At 50.0% G+C, this 19425-nt stretch carries 16 protein-coding genes; 14 read left to right on the top strand and 2 right to left on the bottom strand.

Features of this window, described 5'->3' with window-relative positions; genetic code table 11:
* Positions 1-69: 69 nt before the first annotated feature.
* The 7 genes from coaBC (at position 70) to efp (ending at position 6481) form a co-directional block, all read left to right on the top strand.
* Positions 70-1260 (top strand): bifunctional phosphopantothenoylcysteine decarboxylase/phosphopantothenate--cysteine ligase CoaBC, encoded by a 1191-nt coding sequence (gene coaBC, locus H9Q78_RS00165; RefSeq protein ID WP_249302798.1) that lies wholly within the window; start codon positions 70-72, stop codon positions 1258-1260.
* A 60-nt stretch (positions 1261-1320) separates the two neighbouring features.
* A complete protein-coding gene (gene cls / locus H9Q78_RS00170; RefSeq protein WP_249302799.1) occupies positions 1321-2853 on the top strand; it encodes a cardiolipin synthase in 1533 nt (510 codons plus the stop codon).
* Positions 2854-2920: 67 nt separating this feature from the next.
* The gene (locus H9Q78_RS00175; RefSeq protein WP_249302801.1) at positions 2921-4528 is read left to right on the top strand and encodes a peptide chain release factor 3; all 1608 of its coding nucleotides are present in this window, start codon (positions 2921-2923) and stop codon (positions 4526-4528) included.
* An 87-nt stretch (positions 4529-4615) separates the two neighbouring features.
* Complete coding sequence (locus tag H9Q78_RS00180) at positions 4616-4873, top strand: YlmC/YmxH family sporulation protein (RefSeq protein ID WP_231061853.1); 258 nt, start codon at positions 4616-4618, stop codon at positions 4871-4873.
* 24 nt (positions 4874-4897) lie between these two features.
* On the top strand, positions 4898-5365 hold the full coding sequence (nrdR, locus tag H9Q78_RS00185) for a transcriptional regulator NrdR (protein WP_147595695.1): 468 nt from the start codon (positions 4898-4900) through the stop codon (positions 5363-5365).
* Positions 5365-5865 (top strand): YqeG family HAD IIIA-type phosphatase, encoded by a 501-nt coding sequence (locus tag H9Q78_RS00190; RefSeq protein ID WP_249304849.1) that lies wholly within the window; start codon positions 5365-5367, stop codon positions 5863-5865. Before nrdR ends, H9Q78_RS00190 begins: the two co-directional genes overlap by 1 nt.
* A gap of 58 nt (positions 5866-5923) precedes the next feature.
* A complete protein-coding gene (gene efp / locus H9Q78_RS00195; protein WP_249302803.1) occupies positions 5924-6481 on the top strand; it encodes an elongation factor P in 558 nt (185 codons plus the stop codon).
* A gap of 645 nt (positions 6482-7126) precedes the next feature.
* On the opposite strand, the gene H9Q78_RS00200 is transcribed toward efp, so the two are convergent.
* Positions 7127-7579 (bottom strand): hypothetical protein, encoded by a 453-nt coding sequence (locus H9Q78_RS00200; protein WP_147595699.1) that lies wholly within the window; start codon positions 7577-7579, stop codon positions 7127-7129.
* A gap of 160 nt (positions 7580-7739) precedes the next feature.
* Between H9Q78_RS00200 and argS the strand changes: the two genes are divergently transcribed.
* From argS to H9Q78_RS00235, 7 genes are all read left to right on the top strand, one after another.
* On the top strand, positions 7740-9509 hold the full coding sequence (gene argS / locus H9Q78_RS00205; protein ID WP_249302806.1) for an arginine--tRNA ligase: 1770 nt from the start codon (positions 7740-7742) through the stop codon (positions 9507-9509).
* Between the two features lie 7 nt (positions 9510-9516).
* On the top strand, positions 9517-12774 hold the full coding sequence (locus H9Q78_RS00210; protein ID WP_249302808.1) for a DEAD/DEAH box helicase: 3258 nt from the start codon (positions 9517-9519) through the stop codon (positions 12772-12774).
* Positions 12758-13780, top strand: coding sequence for a dipeptidase (locus H9Q78_RS00215; RefSeq protein WP_249302810.1), 1023 nt, complete (start codon positions 12758-12760; stop codon positions 13778-13780). The genes H9Q78_RS00210 and H9Q78_RS00215 overlap by 17 nt, the downstream gene beginning before the upstream one ends.
* A gap of 113 nt (positions 13781-13893) precedes the next feature.
* Positions 13894-15066 carry an iron-containing alcohol dehydrogenase gene (locus H9Q78_RS00220; protein WP_249302812.1) on the top strand — a complete coding sequence of 391 codons (1173 nt, stop codon included), beginning with the start codon at positions 13894-13896 and terminating at the stop codon, positions 15064-15066.
* A 47-nt stretch (positions 15067-15113) separates the two neighbouring features.
* Positions 15114-16178 (top strand): hypothetical protein, encoded by a 1065-nt coding sequence (locus tag H9Q78_RS00225; RefSeq protein WP_249302814.1) that lies wholly within the window; start codon positions 15114-15116, stop codon positions 16176-16178.
* A gap of 47 nt (positions 16179-16225) precedes the next feature.
* Positions 16226-17395 (top strand): iron-containing alcohol dehydrogenase, encoded by a 1170-nt coding sequence (locus tag H9Q78_RS00230; protein ID WP_249302816.1) that lies wholly within the window; start codon positions 16226-16228, stop codon positions 17393-17395.
* A gap of 36 nt (positions 17396-17431) precedes the next feature.
* Entirely contained in the window at positions 17432-18721 is a 1290-nt protein-coding gene (locus H9Q78_RS00235; protein ID WP_249302818.1) for an O-acetylhomoserine aminocarboxypropyltransferase/cysteine synthase family protein, read from the top strand.
* Positions 18722-18969: 248 nt separating this feature from the next.
* Here H9Q78_RS00235 and H9Q78_RS14460 read toward each other — a convergent pair whose 3' ends face one another.
* Positions 18970-19104, bottom strand: coding sequence for a hypothetical protein (locus H9Q78_RS14460; protein WP_283245055.1), 135 nt, complete (start codon positions 19102-19104; stop codon positions 18970-18972).
* Positions 19105-19425: the final 321 nt, after the last annotated feature.

Here is a 19425-nt window from a genome sequence, read left to right on the forward strand (position 1 = left end):
CGGCCACGGTGCGATTATAGCACAGAACCACGAAAATAACAATCACTGCCAATAGAAGGAGTATAAGATATGCTGCAGGGAAAGACGGTACTTTTAGGTGTCTCCGGAAGCATTGCCGCTTACAAGATCGCCAATCTGGCAAGACTATTGAAGAAGCAGCACTGCCAGGTGCATGTGCTGATGACAAAGAACGCGGCCAATTTTATCACGCCCACGACGTTTGAGACTTTGACCGGGACAAAATGCCTGATGGATACCTTTGACCGGAATTTTGAGTTCAGTGTGGAGCATGTGGCTCTGGCAAAAATGGCGGATCTGGTGATGCTTGCTCCGGCCAGCGCCAATGTGATAGGAAAGATCGCAAACGGCATTGCCGACGATATGCTGACCACCACGATCATGGCATGCCCCTGCAAGAAGCTGGTGGCGCCGGCCATGAATACGAATATGTACAATAATCCTATCGTCCAGGAAAATATAAAGAAGCTCAGGGGTTACGGATATGAATTTGTAGAACCGGTGGTGGGGATGCTGGCAAACGGCGATACAGGGAATGGAAAAATGGCGGATGAAGAGACTCTCTTGTCCTATATCCTCAGGGAGCTGGCTTTCGAAAAGGATATGGCGGGAAAGCGCGTGCTGGTTACAGCAGGCCCCACCAGAGAATCTCTTGATCCGGTGCGCTTCCTTACCAATCATTCCACGGGAAAGATGGGATATGCCCTTGCGAAAATGGCCATGTACCGGGGAGCCCGCGTCACTCTGGTCACGGGGCCTGTGGAAATCCAGAAACCGGATTTCGTAGAAACAGTGGAGATCACGACGGCGAAAGAGCTTTTTGAGGCGGTGGCGGAGCGGGCGCCGGATCAGGATATCATTATAAAGGCGGCTGCGGTGGCAGACTATCGTCCGGTATCCGTCAGTGAGGAAAAGGTGAAGAAATCCGATGATTTTCTTTCTATCCAGCTGGAAAGGACAGAGGATACCCTGGGTTATCTGGGGAAGAATAAGAGGCCGGGCCAGTTTCTCTGTGGCTTTTCCATGGAAACAGAGAATATGGTGGAGAACTCCAGGAAAAAGCTGGAGAAAAAAAATCTGGATATGATCGTGGCCAACAATGTGAAGGTAGAGGGAGCAGGCTTCGGAACCGACACCAATGTGGTCACTATCCTTACGGCAGAAGGGGAGACAGTGCTTCCCAAAATGAGCAAAGACGCTGTGGCGGAAATCATTTTGGATGAGATATTAAAGAGACTGTAGGCCCTGTGTTACCTGGGGAGAAACCGTTTGCGCGGGGAGAAAAGACAGGAAGGAGAGGACATGAGGCGGATACTTACATTTCTGACCAGCCGAATGGTATGGGTGGCCATGGTGATCATCCTGCAGGTGGCGTGGATCGTGGCTTCCGTGCTGCTTTTGGGAAAGTATTACTGGACGATCACTGTCCTTTTGTCCCTGATCGGACTTCTGCTGGTCATCCATATCGTGCGCCAATGGAATAATCCGGCCTATAAACTGGCCTGGAGCATCCTGATCTTGAGCGTGCCCATCGTGGGGACAATACTTTATCTGCTTTTTGGCAGGGCGAATGTAATAGTCGCCCATCGGAAAAGACATCAAAGGATAGACGAGGAGCTGTATCCTTATATGGTCCAGCGGGAGGGGATAGATCAGGAGCTCAAGGCGGCTGATCCTGCCATGGCAAAGCAGTCCAGGTATTTATATGAGACTGCTCATTTCCCGGCTTACCGGAATGGTTCCACCCATTATTTTTCCGGAGGGGAAGAGTATTTTGAAGAGCTGTGCAAAGCTCTGAAGGAAGCGGAGCAATTCATTTTTCTGGAATATTTTATCATAGAACAGGGTTACATGTGGAAAACGATCCTTAAGATTCTGGAGGAAAAAGCAAAAGAGGGCGTAGAGGTGCGGCTTTTATATGACGATGTAGGCTGTATATGGCTGCTTCCGAGAAATTATCCGCGTATTTTAGAGAAAAAAGGCATCCATTGCCGGACCTTCAATCCCTTCCGCCCTGTAATGTCTGCTATCTTCAACAACAGAGACCACAGGAAAATGGCCGTGATAGACGGACGCGTGTCGTTTTGCGGAGGCCTTAACCTGGCTGATGAATATATCAATAAGGTAGAACGCTTCGGTCATTGGAAAGACGGAGGAATCCTGGTAAAAGGCGAAGCGGTCTGGAATTATACCTCTATGTTCCTAGGCATGTGGAATTCCATAAAGCATACGGATTTTGACTATGAAGCCTACCGTGTGAAAGAGCATATGGGTGAGAGCGCAGAAAAAGGATATGTCCAGCCTTATGGAGATTCCCCGCTGGACCATGAGTGCACCGGTGAAAACGTGTATTTGAACATCATCCATAACGCCCGGAAATACTTATATATTTATACGCCGTATCTTATTATCGATCACGAGATGATGGTGGCGCTGACTTTGGCGGCAAAAAGTGGCGTGGATGTGAGGATCATGACGCCGCACATCCCCGACAAAAAGCTGATCTTCATGCTGACCAGATCCTATTACGCCCAGCTGATAAACGCAGGTGTGAGGATTTTCGAATATCTGCCCGGATTCCTCCATACGAAGGCATTCGTCGCAGACGATGCTCTGGCGGCCATCGGAAGCATCAATTTGGATTTCCGCAGTCTTTATCTGCATTTCGAGTGCGGAGCTCTGCTTTATAAGACGGAAGCGGTAAATGAATTAAAACGGGATTTTGAATCGACCATGGAAGAATCCATGGAGATCACCATGGACTTTTGCAGGCGCCGCCCGCTATATGAACAGCTGCTGGTTTCAGCAATGAGTCTGTTTACCCCCCTGTTTTAAATTGACTTGGCGGAGGAACGGAATGGGGAAGGAACTTTGAATATCACAATTAGGAGGAACACATCAAGTGGCTTTTAAGCAGCAGGAATCATGGAAAAACGAGATAGAAAAACGGCGGACGTTCGCGATCATTTCCCATCCCGATGCGGGAAAGACAACATTAACGGAGAAATTCCTTCTCTATGGAGGCGCGATCAACCTGGCCGGCTCCGTGAAAGGAAAAAAGACCGCGAAGCATGCGGTGTCTGATTGGATGGAAATAGAAAAACAGAGGGGTATTTCTGTCACATCGTCGGTTCTTCAATTCAATTACGGAGGATTCTGCATCAACATCCTGGATACACCGGGACATCAGGATTTCTCTGAGGATACCTACCGGACGCTGATGGCGGCGGATTCCGCAGTCATGGTAATCGATGCCAGCAAGGGTGTAGAAGCTCAGACGATCAAGCTTTTCAAGGTCTGCCTGCTCCGGCAGATTCCTATATTCACTTTTGTCAATAAAATGGATCGGGACGCAAACGATCCGTTTGACCTGATGGATGAAATCGAGTCGGTTCTTGGCATCGCCACCTGCCCGGTCAACTGGCCCATAGGTTCAGGGCGGGAGTTCAAAGGTGTATATGAAAGAGACAGGAAATGTATCACCACATTCACGGCGGCAATGAACGGACAAAGGGAAGTGGACACAAAAGAGGTGGACTTGAACGACCCTCAGGTGAACTGGCTGATTGGGGAAGGCTATCACAGCCAGCTGCTGGAGGACATTGAGCTTTTAGACGGCGCGGGCCAGGAGCTTGACATGGAGCTGGTGAGGCAGGGGAAGCTGTCCCCGGTTTTCTTTGGGTCAGCGCTCACAAATTTTGGGGTGGAGACGTTTTTAAAGCATTTCCTTAAGATGACGACTCCTCCTCTTCCAAGGAAGGCAGACATCGGAATCATAGATCCGGTGAGTCCGGATTTCTCTGCCTTTGTATTTAAAATACAGGCTAATATGAACAAGGCCCACAGAGACAGGATTGCGTTTATGCGGATCTGTTCCGGAAAATTTGAAGCAGGCATGGAGGTAAACCATATCCAGGGCGGCAGAAAGGTGAAGCTGTCCCAGCCTCAGCAGCTGATGGCACAGGAGAGGAAGATTGTGGAGGAAGCCTATGCGGGGGATATCATCGGCGTCTTTGACCCGGGGATTTTTTCAATCGGCGATACCCTTACCTCCTCCGGCCAGAAATTTGCCTATGAGGGAATCCCGACCTTTGCTCCGGAGCATTTCGCGAGACTTCGGCAGATGGATACCATGAAGCGGAAGCAGTTCTTAAAGGGTGTGAACCAGATTGCCCAGGAGGGTGCCATCCAGATTTTCCAGGAGTTTAATACCGGCATGGAGGAGATTATTGTGGGAGTGGTAGGCGTCCTGCAGTTTGATGTCCTTTTGTTCCGCCTGAATAACGAGTACAATGTGGAAGTGAAGCTGGATCCGCTTCCCTATGAGCATATCCGCTGGATCGCCAACAAGGACGGCCTGGATGTGGAAAAGATTCAGGGCACCTCTGATATGAAGAGGGTGAAAGATCTGAAAGGGAATCCGCTTCTTCTGTTTATCAACAGCTGGAGCATGGGAATGGTGCTCGACCGGAATCCGGGCCTTGTCCTGGAGGAGTTCAGCAGGAACTGACCGGGATATCACCGGCAACAGGCAACAAGTACAGGCCGAATGGCATAAAATATCTTTAAGGAAAGTATTATGCCGGGAGAGCTTGCCATGAGGATGAGCGATTTAAGAATGAAAGAGGTCATCAATATCTGCGACGGAAAGAGGCTGGGCTTTATAACCGATGCAGAATTTGACTGTAAAACGGGCTGCATTCAGAAGTTCATCATACCGGGCCCGGCCCATATCTGTGGTTTCTTGGGCAGGGATTCGGAATACATAATTCCATATGGCTGTGTAGAGCAGATTGGGGAGGACTTTGTACTGGTGAAGGTGATCACGGAGGACTGCCTGAATAAATGCAAATGAGCAGCGGAAAAAGGAGGATATACCATGAAGTGTCCGTTCTGTAATAACGAGAACATCAAGGTGATCGATTCCAGGCCTGCAGAGGACAATAACGCCATCCGGCGGAGGCGTCAGTGCGAGGCCTGCGGACGGAGATTTACCACCTATGAAAAGATCGAGACGATTCCGCTGATGGTGGTCAAAAAGGATGACACCAGACAGGCCTATGACCGTGCGAAAATCGAGGCTGGAGTGCTGCTGGCATGCCATAAAAGGCCGGTATCCACCCAGGATATCAATCGCTTGGTGGACGAAGTGGAGAATGAAATCTTCAATTCGGAAGAAAAAGAGATCACCACCACCAGGATCGGCAACCTGGTCATGGACAAGCTGAAACAGCTGGACGAGGTGGCGTATGTCCGTTTTTCCTCTGTATACCGGGAATTCAAGGATGTGAATACCTTCTTGAAGGAGCTGGAGAAGCTTTATAAAGGCGGGAAAAGGGAGCTATGATGTTTGGACGATTTTATCCGGATGAATATGTGGACTCCTCCTACGGGATTGATTATGAGGCGTTATGGGCCAGAGGAATCCGGGGTCTTTTGTTTGATATTGATAACACGCTGGTGCCTCATGGAAAGCCGGAGACGAAGGATGCGGTGGCCCTTTTTGCCAGGCTCCATGACATGGGATTTGAAACCTGTTTGATATCCAATAACCAGGAGCCGAGGGTGGCGCCCTTTGGAAAGGCGATGAACAGCCGTTATCTGTACAATGCCCATAAGCCGTCCAGGAAAAATTACAGGCGTGCCATGGAAGAGATGGGAACGGATGTTTCAACAACAGTATTTGTCGGCGACCAGCTGTTTACCGACGTGTACGGAGCCAAGCGCTGCGGGATATACAGCATATTGGTGAATCCCATCCATCCGAAGGAAGAGATCCAGATCGTGCTCAAACGGTATCTGGAGCGGGTGGTCCTACATTTCTACAAAAAATCCTTGAAAAACTAATTGATATAGTATAGAATTAAACAGATAGACAAGTTGAACTGAAGGAGGAATATCAGAGATGGTATCAGCTGGCGATTTTAGAAACGGTATTACGGTGGAAATCGAAGGGAACGTGTTCCAGGTCATCGAATTCCAGCATGTAAAACCCGGCAAAGGCGCAGCTTTTGTTAGAACGAAATTAAAAAATATTAAGAGTGGCGGTGTGATTGAAAAGACCTTCCGTCCCACAGAAAAATTTGAAAACGCTCATATTGACAGGGCCGACATGCAGTATCTTTATTCAGATGGAGAGCTGTATTATTTTATGGACGTGAACACGTATGATCAGATTCCTCTTGGTCAGGATATGGTCGGCGATACGCTTAAATTTGTAAAAGAGAATGAGATGGTAAAGGTATGTTCCCATAAAGGACAGGTATTCTCTATCGAGCCTCCTCTGTTCGTTGAATTGGAGATTACGGAAACGGAACCCGGTTTCAAGGGCGATACGGCTACCGGCGCGACGAAGCCTGCTACGGTCGAGACCGGCGCGGTGGTATATGTGCCTCTGTTTGTGGAGCAGGGGGACAAAATCAAGATTGACACCAGAACGGGCGAGTATTTATCCAGAGTATAAATTCAGAATCAAAGAACAAAGGCACTTCGGCTGACAACCGAAGTGTTTTTTTGACTGTCCGCTTGGGGAACCCCGGCCTCTGAATCGCCAGCGAACCGAAATCGTGACGCTCCGGAACTTCTGCCGGTATCTTGCCTGCCGCACCATTTCGGATGATTTCCGTTCCATTGATTCCACAAAAGGATTGGATATCCACATGGCCCGCGCGCCTTATGGCTGCGGGCTGCGGTGGGCCGCCCCAATAGCTTTCAAGGCAATCGGAAAATACTTTGGTGCGGGAGGAGGAACAGGAGGAACGATCCGATTCCATCGTAAGGCGAGCGCCGCAAAGGCGTTAGCAGGATCTTCCCGGCCGCAGGGAGGTAAAAACCGAATTTCATGCAGGTTTTTATTGGAATCTGACATGGAAAAATATCGATTTATCCATGTCAGTTGGAAAGGACCGACTGGAGGCCGTAAAGATCCTGGTTACGGCTGCCAGCGAGCCGCCTGGATGGAATCGGATTTCCTCCTGCTTTTAAAGCATACAAAGAAAGCTTGTCTGAAAGGTGTTCAAGGGTATAAATAAAAGACCTGCAGTCCCTTCTCTGTTCGAGAGACGGCGCCGCAGGTCTTATGCTAGTATCACATTTGGATATGACTAGATCATTCTCCGCAGATCATTTCGGGCAGGTCCATCCTGGGAGCTTCCTGTACCGGAGAGACCACAACGGCCTTGAAGGTACATCCTTCGGCTACCGCTACGAAGTGGCCTTTTCCAGCAGCGATATCCAGCTGAACTCCTGCGGGGATACGAACCATCTGAGCGGTATCCATGGCGGGTTTTCCGTCAACGATATCGATGAACAGCATCAGAGCGGTTCCTTCAAAGAAATAGAACTGCTCTGCGTCCTCATGAAATTCAATCACGTCGAAGTTGGGAGTATGGTGCCATCCCTGAAGTACGCCGGACATGATGTTTCCGGTCTTGAATCCGGTCACGACAGGAAAAGCGGTCCACTCGAAGAAATTTTCCTTATAAGCTTCACATGTGTCAGTGAAAGCCACATTTACTCCTTTAATGGTTACATCCTTTAAATCCTGAATCTTTACGTTCATATTAATATCCTCCGTTTTATTTTATACCTTTAAACAGTATAACACCCCAGGACAGGATTGAAAAGATAAAATGCTGGATTTTTTGGGGAATACATATTATAATATATCGGATAGGCTAAATGAAAAAAACAGGAAAAATCATTGAAACCGAGGAGGAACCATGAAGAAACTGATTGATTTGATAACAGAGACCGTAGAGCAGGGATTTGAGGCCTGCGGATATGAGGGGTCACTGGGCAAGGTGACGCTGTCCAACCGTCCGGACCTTTGTGAATATCAGTGTAACGGCGCCATGGCCGGTGCGAAGCTCTATAAAAAGGCCCCCATCATGATCGCCGGCGATGTGGTGGAAAAGCTGAAGATCGCTCCGTGCTTCGAGGAGGCTGCCGCGGTATCTCCCGGTTTTATCAATTTAAAGCTTTCCAAAACATTTTTAGCGGATTATCTGGAGGAAATGGATCATTCGGAAAAACTAGGAGTGGCCTATGACGGTGATAAGGAGACAATCGTCATCGACTACGGCGGCCCCAATGTGGCCAAGCCTCTTCATGTGGGGCATCTCCGTTCCGCGATCATAGGTGAGAGTATGAAGCGTCTGGGCCGTTTCCTCGGCCATGAAGTCATAGGAGACGTGCATCTGGGCGACTGGGGTCTCCAGATGGGCCTGATCATCGAGGAACTGAAAGAAAGAAAACCGGAGCTTCCCTATTTTGATGAGGCGTATACGGGGGATTATCCGGAGGAGGCGCCGTTTACCATAGGAGAGCTGGAAGAGATTTATCCGGCGGCCAGCGCTAAATCCAAGGCTGACGAGGCCTTTGCGGAAAAAGCCCATGATGCGACCTTTAAGCTGCAGCGTGGCGACAAGGGATACATGGCATTGTGGAATCATATTCTGAATGTATCTGTCTCGGATCTGAAGAAGAATTACGAAAAGCTGAATGTGACCTTTGACATCTGGAAAAAAGAGAGTGATGCACAGCCTTATATCCCGGCTATGGTCCAGGAGATGAAGGAGAAGGGGTTTGCCCATGAGAGCCAGGGGGCCCTGGTGGTAGATGTCAAGGAAGATACGGACACTAAGGAAATCCCGCCCTGTATCCTTCTAAAGTCGGATGGAGCCACTCTTTATTCGACGACGGATCTGGCCACGCTGGTGGAAAGGGAGAAGCTGTTTTCTCCGGACCGTGTGCTTTACGTGGTTGACAAGAGGCAGGAGCTTCATTTCACACAGGTATTCCGCTGCGCCAAAAAGACCGGGATTGTAAGGCCTGAGGTGAAACTGGATTTCCTGGGCTTTGGCACGATGAACGGAAAAGACGGAAAGCCCTTTAAGACCAGAGACGGCGGAGTGATGAGGCTGGAATATCTGATAAAGGAAATCTGCGATGCGGTATATGAAAAAATCATGGAAAACCGCACGGTTTCAGAGACAGAGGCCAGGAAGACGGCTGAAGTCATCGGTCTGGCGGCGCTCAAGTATGGGGATCTGTCCAATCAGGCTTCAAAGGATTATATGTTTGATGTGGACAGGTTTATTTCCTTTGAAGGAGACACGGGCCCTTATATTCTGTATACCATTGTCCGGATTAAATCCATTCAGGCAAAATATGAAGCACTGCCGGAACATTATACGGGAACGGTAAGGGTGCTTCCCGCGGCTTCCGAGAGTGAGAAGGCTCTTCAGATTGAGGTGAGCAAGGTTTCTGACGCTCTGCTGTCTGCATTTTCAGAACAGGCGCCTCATAAGATCTGCCAGTATATATATGACTTATCCAATGCCTTTAACCGATTTTATCATGAAACAAAGATCATGGCGGAGGAAGACAAAGAGAGGCAGGCGGCATATATCCGGCTGCTGGAGCTTGTAAAGCGGGTACTTGAAACCTGCATCGGTCTTCTCGGCTTTGAGGCACCAGACAGAATGTAGGTGGGAAATGATGACATTCTCCAGCGATACGATTCGCAGAAAATCCAGAAGTGCACAGGAATACGAGAAAGGAAGGGAGCTTTTTCAGATGGGAAAGGTTCGCTTTCTCTCCAGCGAGAGCTTTTGGAAAGGGGAAGAGAATATAAAAACATCCGTGGCGGACGGGAATAGGGTCTATCAGGTATCTCTGCTGATCAAGGGAGACTGCATTTATCAGGCAACCTGCCAATGCCCCGCCCATAAAGAATACAAAGGGCTGTGCTGCCATGAGGCGGCGGCAGCCTTTTATGCAATGGAAAAAAGGGAAGCAGAGGCCTCTCCCCATGTATCTACGCCACCAGAAGTCCGGCGGATGATCCACACGTATACCAGCCGGGAAATGACAAAGCTGATGGCTTCCAAAATGGAAGAGAAGATCCATCTGGAGCCGGTGCTCCGTGAGAAAGGCGGAATGCTCCGCATTTATCTGAAGGTTGGTATAAGCAGACTTTATCTGGTGAAGGATATGGCGGCATTTTCCGAAGCCCTGGAATGCGATGCATATGTGGAGTATGGAAAGCAGCTGGGCTTTTATCACAGCCTGGAAGCCTTTGATGATGAATCTGCCCGGCTGGCTGAGGAGATAAACAGGGCTGTAGGAGAATACCGTTATCTTTACGAGAAGCTGAACCCCATAAGAGGGGCGATGATGCCAGTGCTCCGGGAACTGGAGCTTTCACCGGGAGCCTGTGACAGCTTTATGAAAGCGCTGATAGGACGAACGGTGGAATTTGAGACACAGGAAGGAAGCATAAAAGAGCTCAAGGTAAAAAAGGAGAATCCGAGACTGTTTGGCGTCATCCGGGCGCACGGAAGGGACGGGGCCAGAATCTCCCTTCTGGATGAGATTACGGTGTTTTACGGAAAAAGAAGGATGTACCTAATACGAGAGGATATTCTATACTGCTGTGACAAGGGCTGCACTGCCGTTTTAAAGGAGTTTTTGCAGGCCATGAGTCCGAGGAATGGAAGCAGAATCCTGTCTGTGGAAATGAGTGAAAAGGATCTTCCTTCTTTTTGTGACTATGTCCTCCCGAGAATTTCAGGCTATGTCAGCCTGGAATCCATGGGCATAGATCTGGAACAGTACCATACGGAGCCTCTCAGAACGAAGTTTTACTTTGACAGTCCCTCTGCTGATGAGATTACGCTGAAGGCGGAATTCTGGTATGGCTCGGTTAAATTCACCCCTTTTGACAGAACGAGGTATTCGGAAGTGTTTCGTGACCAGGTGGGGGAACTGATAGTCGGTACTCTGATAAAGCAGTATTTTACCGGACGTTATGCCGATGACAGCTGCTTTACCGTCAAAGGGGATGAAGAAGCCATGTTCAGCCTGTTGGACGGAGGAATCTCGGAGTTTGAAAAGCATGGAGAAGTATATTTAAGTAACGCGATGAAGGAACGCAGGATACTTTCCGAGAGCAGGGTCTCAGTGGGCGTCAGCCTGCAGGGAGAGTGGCTGAATCTGCAAGTGGATACAGGCGGGCTCTCTTCTTCAGAGCTGTCGGAGATATTGTCCGCCTATCGTCAGAAACAGACCTATTACCGTTTGAAATCAGGAGATTTTCTGAGGCTGTCCGAAACCGGATTCGGAACACTGGCTGAGCTGTCAAAGGGGCTGGCCCTGGATGATCGTCAGCCGCTTGAGGGCGAAATCCATGTGCCGAGATATCGGAGCCTCTATCTGGATAAAGTGCTGAAGGACGGAAGACATATTGATGTAAACCGGGACAGCGCTTTTAAATCCATTGTCCGGAATATGAATTCCGTGAGAGAAAGTGATTTTGAAGTGCCGCCGTCCCTGGGAGATATCCTCAGAGAATATCAGAAGCACGGATTCTTCTGGTTCCGCACATTGGATGTCTATGGTTTCGGAGGCATCCTGGCGGATGATATGGGCCTCGGCAAGACAATTCAGGTCATAGCCCTTTTGGTGGATGAGGCCAGAAAAAATCCAGATATGAAGGCGCTTATCGTATGCCCGGCTTCCTTGATCTACAACTGGGAGAGTGAGCTGCGCCGGTTCGGGCCGAAGCTTACGGTGACCGTTGTGGCCGGTTCGGGAGCGGAGAGGGCGGAGCTCCTGTCCGTCGGACGGAAGCCTTCACAGGTATATGTTACTTCTTATGACCTTCTGCGAAGAGATACGGCGCTGTACCGGAGTATGGAGTTTCGTTTTCAGATTATCGATGAGGCTCAGTATATCAAAAATCATGCGACGCAGAATGCGCGGGCGGTAAAACGGATCCGGTCGGTTACCAAATTTGCTTTGACCGGAACGCCCATTGAGAACCGCCTTGGGGATCTGTGGAGCATATTTGATTATCTGATGCCTGGCTTTCTATACAGCTATCAAAAGTTTAAAAAAGAATTTGAGGTGCCTGTGCTGCGGGACGGAGATAAGGCCGCTTTGAAACGTCTGCATCGAATGATTGGCCCATTTCTTCTGAGGCGCTATAAAAAAGATGTCCTAAAGGATCTGCCGGATAAATTGGAAAGCGTAGTATATTCCCGTTTGGGAAAGAGCCAGAGAAGTTTGTATGCAGCCAATGCCATAAAGCTAAAAAAGGAGCTGGAATCCTCAGGAGATGAGCAATATCAAAAGAGGCGGATACAGATTCTGGCGGAACTAACAAGACTGAGACAGCTTTGCTGTGACCCGGGTCTTTGCTATGAAGATTATAAAGGCGGTTCGGCCAAACTGGAGACTTGTATGGAGCTGATTTTGGGCGGAGCGGAGTCAGGCCATAAGATTCTGCTGTTCTCCCAGTTTACTTCTATGCTGGATATCTTGGGAGAACGTCTTTCTAAAGAAGGAATCGCATATTATAAGCTGACGGGACAGACAGGAAAGGAGGAACGGATGGAACTTGTCAATGCGTTCAACCATGACGAGGTACCGGTATTCCTGATCTCCCTCAAAGCGGGCGGAACAGGACTTAATCTGACCGCGGCTGATGTGGTCATTCACTTTGACCCGTGGTGGAATCTGGCCGCACAGAACCAGGCCACTGACAGAGCTCACCGGATTGGACAGAAAAAGGTAGTGTCGGTGTTCCGTCTCATAGCCAAAGATACCATTGAAGAAGGAATTCTGCGGCTTCAGGAAATGAAGAAGGAGCTGACGGATCAGGTGATCGAAAATGAGGCAGCTTCGTTCGGAAGTCTCAGCAGGGAGGCGCTGATCAAATTGCTGGAGGAAGAGGATGCTGGATTATATTGACATGCACTGTGATACGCTTTTGGTATTTGCGGATGAGGGCGGAAGTCTCTATGAGAATCAGATGAAGATCGACATCCGGAGACTGAAGAAGGGGGGATGCCTTGCACAATTCTTTGCCATCTGGATGCCGGATGAGGATGCGAAAATCCAGGTAAGGAGCCTGCCGGAGAAAGACGAGGACGGAAAATGCCCGGGATCAGAGCTGGCTTTATGGGATGAATCCTATATTGAAAAATTGATTTCCGGAATCAAAAGGGAGGTTTCTCTGCATGGAGACGAGATTGCGTTTGCCGGTTCCTATGGGGATTTAAAACGGAATGAAGCGGATAAAAAGATTTCCGCTTTCCTGACTCTGGAGGACGGCAGGGCGGTGGGCGGAGAGCTTGAAAACCTGAAGCGGTTTTATGACATGGGAATCCGGCTGATAACTTTGACATGGAATCATGACAACTGCTTCGGAAGGGCTAACTACAGGGACGCCGTCTATGGGAGCAAAGGCAGCGGCCTTTCCTCTTTCGGAAAAGAGGCGGTGGCCTATATGAATGATCTGGGAATGATCGTAGATGTGTCTCATCTGTCGGATGAGGGATTTCATGACGTGGCAGAGCTTTGCGCCAGGCCTTTTGTGGCGTCCCATTCCAATGCCAGAGCATTGGCGGACTGTTCCAGGAACATGAGTGACGGCATGATTCGTCTGTTGGCGGAAAAGGGCGGCGTCATGGGGCTGAACTTCGCTCCCGGATTTCTGGATGAGGATTTTTTCAGTGAACACAGCAGTGTTGTCCGAATGGCGGCCCATGCGCGTCATATCCTGGACTGCGGCGGGGAAGGCGTCCTGGCGCTGGGATCCGATCTGGACGGCATTACAGGAGATTTGGAGATCGACTCTCCGGATAAGATGTATCTTCTGTGGGAAGCTCTCAAAAACTCAGGCTTTACGGAACGCCAGCTGGAGCTTGTCATGCGCGGAAACGCAGAACGGGTCATTCGGGATGCCATGGGATAAGTTTTACGGTTTCCGGCAGAGTTTTTCCATGATTGCTATGGAAGAATAAAGGGAATTGTGATAGAATGAATTCATCTTGGATAAAAATAAAACGGTAAGGAGAAAGAGAAGGTATGGATAATTTTACATTTTACAGCCCGACATATTTTGTATTCGGAAAAGGAAAAGAGAATGAGACAGGCCATTATGTAAGGCGCTTCGGCGGCAGTAAGGTGCTCATCCATTACGGCGGCGGAAGCGTTGTCCGTTCCGGTCTTTTAGACAGGGTAAAGGCTTCTCTGGACAAGGAAGGGATTTCCTACATAGAGCTGGGCGGCGTAAAGCCGAATCCCAGGAGCGGCCTTGTATATCAGGGCATCGAGCTGTGCAAAAAAGAAGGGGTGGATTTTGTCCTGGCAGTAGGCGGAGGAAGCACCATTGATTCCTCCAAGGCAATCGCCATGGGGGCTGTTTACGACGGAGATTTCTGGGATTTCTACGCAGGCAGGGCAGCTGCGGAGCGCGCCCTTCCGGTAGCGTCGGTCCTGACCATAGCGGCTGCCGGCAGCGAGGGCAGCGACGGTTCCGTGATCACCAATGAAGACGGTATGTACAAACGGCCTTACGGAAGTGAAGTCATCCGGCCGGTATTTGCCGTTATGAACCCGGAGCTCACGATGACTCTGCCGCCGTATCAGACGGCGAGCGGCTGTACGGACATCATGGCTCATGTATTTGAACGGTATTTTACCAATACGAGAAATGTGGAGATCACGGACCGGTTCTGTGAGGCCGTTTTAAAGACTATTATCAAGGAGCTTCCGAAGGTCCTCGAAGATCCCAATGATTATGAGGCCAGAGCCAATATCATGTGGGCGGGCACCATGGCGCACAATGACATCTGCGGAGTTGGAAGAGAGCAGGACTGGGCGAGCCACAATCTGGAGCATGAGCTTTCCGCGCTTTATGACTGTGCCCACGGAGCGGGCCTGGCTGTGATGTTCCCCGCATGGATGACGTATGTGATGCCCCATGATGTGAACCGTTTTGCCCAGTTTGCGGTCCGCGTTTGGGGATGCGAGATGGATTTCGAACATCCGGAGGAGACGGCCAAGGAAGGGATTGCCAGGACCAAGGCATTTTTCCATTCCATTGGCATGCCGACCTCTTTCGCGGAGCTGGGAGCAAAAGAAGAGGACATACCGAAGCTTCTGGATACTCTGCAGATCGACGGACGTACAGAGGGATTTTTTGTGAAACTGGGACGAAAAGAATGTGAAGAGGTTTACCGTCTGGCCTGCAGATAGAGACTTGACAGGAATGATGAAAGCCGGATGAGAAGGGCGGGAGAGAGATGAAAAAACGTTATTTGTGCCCAGTGTGTGATCATGAGCTGACGGCAAAGAGTTTTTGTCCGGAGTGTAAGCGGCTTCGGAAGGAGCCGATCATATATGAGGGAGATTTCCTGCCCAATGAAAGTGGTTCGGGGGCAGGCGTCCTCGAAACCGCGGCAGTGAAGCCGAAGGATACATGGAGTGCAGGGAGCTATGGGAGCGCTCCTGCGCGCACCGGTTCAAAAAGACCTTCGCCGGACGCTTACCAAAACACCAGGTATCCGGATACCTGTGGCGGAAAGCATACATATGGTATACCAAATGTCGATCCTCATCGGAGGAAAAATACTCTGGAGGATGAAAAAAAGAAGGACGGAAGCGGCATGAAGATTGTGGGCCGGCTGTTTTTTGCGGCGGCCCTGATTCTGGTCATTATCCTTTGCTGGGAACCGATCAAAATGACGGCTCTCAAGCTCTGGAAGGACAGCGGTCTGGAGACGGTCTTTAACGGAGAGGATGCTTCGGACGAGGAGCCAGATGATTCAGATATCTATCCACAGGAGGTTGATGAGGAAGAAATTCTGGCTGTCGGAGAGCCATGCAATGGTCATACTCATTACGATGTGGACGGACAGCTTTATGTGGACACGCTGGCCGGTTACTGTAAAGAACTGTGGCAGAGTGAAGATATCCAGATTTCCGATGCGGTGACCAGCAATTGGCTGTCCTCCTATGGGGACAGAGACTACACTTATTATGAGAAGAGCGTCTATGTTGATATCGGCGATGATACGGGAAGCTATTTTCGGATCGTTTCCGATACAGTCACCGGGGAGGTGATGCAGGTGTCAGTCTCCGCCAGTGAGAAGGATGCGGCTCAGAAGCTCCTGCTTTTGGCGGGTTGCGGCCTTAATCCTGCTACGGACCGGAACCAGCTCTGGCAGGAGGTGCAGGGCTTTTTTTCCGATGCGGAAGAGGAGGGCTATCTGTTTACGGAGTGGGGAACGAGTGATCTTTACGTTTCCATAGACGAGGGGAGCTATTACTGTACTCTGGAGTGCCTGGACGAATATGACAAATATTGACGGCAGAAGGCGTGTAGCTTAAAAGGAGGAGCGAAAAGGGGTAGGCCATGGAGAATTTTGATTTTTATGCGCCGACAAAGATGTTGTTCGGCAAAGGGAAGGCAGTCTGCCTGCCGGAAGAAATGAGACCGTTCGGAAACAGGGTGCTCATGGTGTACGGCGGCGGGAGCATTAAAAAGAATGGTATTTATGATACCGTATGCGGCATTTTGAAGGATAGCGGCTTTCAGTTCTGGGAGCTTGGGGGTGTGACGCCGAATCCTAAAATTGAGACTGTACGGGCAGGGATCGCCATGGCAAGAGAGCATCAGGCGGACATGATCCTGGCCGTGGGCGGCGGGAGCACCGTGGACTGTGGAAAAGTGATAGCGGCAGGATATTTCTACGAAGGAGACGCCTGGGACGTAGTGAAGGACCCGTCCTTGATTGCCGGCGCGCTTCCGGTATTTACTGTGCTGACCATGGCGGCTACCGGATCGGAGATGAATCCGACAGCGGTGATCACCAATCAGGCCGTCCATGAGAAGCAGGGAGTACACAGCAGCCATTTATACCCCCGGGCTTCTGTCCTGGATCCCACATATCTGTATACACTTCCGGCGATTCAGACAGCAGCCGGTGTGGCGGATATCATGTCCCACATTTTTGAAGGGTATTTTAAAAAGACAGAGGACGCGTATGTCCAGGATAAATTTTCAGAGGGTATCCTTAAGACCTGCATCAAATGGGGTCCTGTGGCCCTGACAGAGCCGGAGAATTATTCGGCCAGGGCGAATATCATGTGGGCGGCCAGCATGGCTCTGAACGGGCTGTGCGGATGCGGCAAGGAAGGAAAATGGTCCTGTCATGCCATACAGCATCAGCTTGGGGCATATTATGATATCACTCACGGCGTGGGGCTGGCTGTCATAACTCCTGCCTGGATGCGCTATATCTTGTCGGAAAACACAGTAGGGAAGTTTGTGGACTATGCCATAAATGTGTGGGGATTTCCCAGGCAGCCGGATGAATTTGCCTTGGCTAATATGGGGATTGACGCTACGGAGCAGTTTTTTGTTGACTGCGGGCTTCCCGTCACACTTTCCGAGCTGGGGATCGACGATTCCCTGTTTGAGGTAATGGCAAAGGCCGCGGTACCTTACGCACAGCTGGATACACAGGCTTACGTGCCTCTGCATGAGCAGGATGTGGTAAATATATACCGCGCTTGTCTGTAGAAATACAGGATTTAAAAGAGAGGAGATACAACCATCATGGAACATCAGTATAAACCGGAGACTATCTGCATTCAAAGCGGCTGGACACCTAAAAAGGGGGAGCCGAGAGTGCTGCCCATCTATCAGAGTACAACGTTTAAATATGATACCAGTGAGCAGATGGCCAGGCTTTTTGATCTGGAGGATGACGGGTATTTTTATACAAGGCTGCAAAATCCTACCAACGACGCGGTCGCACAGAAAATCTGCGAGCTGGAGGGCGGTTCTTCCGCGATGCTGACTTCCTCAGGGCAGGCGGCGACTTTTTACGCGATATTCAATATCGCTTCGGCGGGAGATCATATCATAAGCTCCGCCACTATTTACGGCGGCTCCTCCAATTTGTTTACCGTGACGCTTAAAAAGCTGGGCATTGATTTCACATTGGTGGATCCGGAAATATCACCGGAGGATTTGGAAAAAGAATTTAAGCCCAATACCAAGGCCGTGTTTGGAGAGACAATCTCTAATCCGTCGCTGGTAGTTTTGGACATCGAGAAATTTGCAGAGGCGGCGCATAAGCACGGCGTTCCGCTTATTGTGGATAATACCTTTGCGACTCCCATCAACTGCAGGCCTTTTGAGTTCGGCGCAGATATTGTGACTCATTCCACTACGAAATATATGGATGGGCATGCGATGAGCGTGGGCGGCTGTATCGTAGACAGCGGGAATTTCGACTGGATGGCTGTCAAAGAAAAATTTCCCGGACTTACGACTCCGGATGACTCTTATCACGGACTTGTATATGCGGAAGCGTTTGGGAAAAAGGCGTATATCATGAAAGCGACGGCCCAGCTGATGAGGGACCTGGGAGCGATCCAATCTCCCCAGAACGCATTCCTTTTGAACGTGGGCCTGGAGACGCTGCATCTGCGGGTACCCCGCCACTGCGAGAACGCACAGAAGGTCGCCGAGTACCTGGAAGCGAATGAACAGGTGGCCTGGGTGAATTATCCTGGGTTAAAAAGCAGTCCCTACTATGAACGGGCTCAGAAATATATGCCGAACGGCACCTGCGGCGTGATTGCTTTCGGCCTTAAAGGCGGGAGAGAGCTTTCCATCCGCTTTATGGACAATCTGAAGCTGGCCTGTATCGTGACCCATGTGGCGGATGCAAGAACATCGGTGCTTCATCCTGCCAGCCATACTCACCGGCAGCTGAGCGATGAGCAGCTGATCGAAGCAGGCGTAAAGCCGGATCTGATTCGCTTTTCCGTTGGAATCGAGAATGCAGACGACATCATCGCCGATATTGAACAGGCACTTGATTCTGTTAAAGAATAAAAAAACAGACGCACTTCAAGATGCCGGATCTGACTCCGGCGCCTTGAAGTGTTTTTTAATATACCTTGCCGCACGAAGTGCGCCCGCCCGGAGGGCATAAATTAAGGGATGCCCTTGGGTATGATACAAAAGACTTTTTGAAATCATCTTTAGTAAGCTCCTGGTAAGTTTCAGTTAAACACCGGCAGAAGTTCCGGGCCGTCACGATTTCGGTTCGCTGGCGATGCAGGGGCCGCCTTATCCCCGCTTCAGGAGTACCGCTCACATGTCGACGGGAAATCTTTATGATTTCCCATCTCCTGTTTACTCAGAAACGGAATCGGTATTTCCGTTTCTGCCTCCCTCCGCATGGGGAACACCGGCCGCTGCCCTGTGGCGCTCACCTTTAGGCCGGCCCGAAATCTTTCTGCCGGTATTCTTTCTGCCGCACCGTTTCAGACGACTTCCATTCCCATGATTTCATAAAAGGATTGGACATCCACACGGCCCGCGCGCCTTATGGCAGCGGGCTGAGGTGGCCGCCCCAATGGCTTTCGAGGCAAATGAGCGCTTATTTCGGTGCGGAAGAGAGGCAAAGAGGAAGGATCCGATTCCATCGTAAGGCGAGCGCCGCAAAGGCGTTAGCAGAATCTTCCCGGCCGCAGGGAGGCAAAAATCGCATATCATGCGGATTTTTGTTGGAATCTGACATGGAAAAATTAAGG

The sequence above is a fragment of the Qiania dongpingensis genome (assembly GCF_014337195.1).
GTDB classification, from domain to species: domain Bacteria; phylum Bacillota; class Clostridia; order Lachnospirales; family Lachnospiraceae; genus Lientehia; species Lientehia dongpingensis.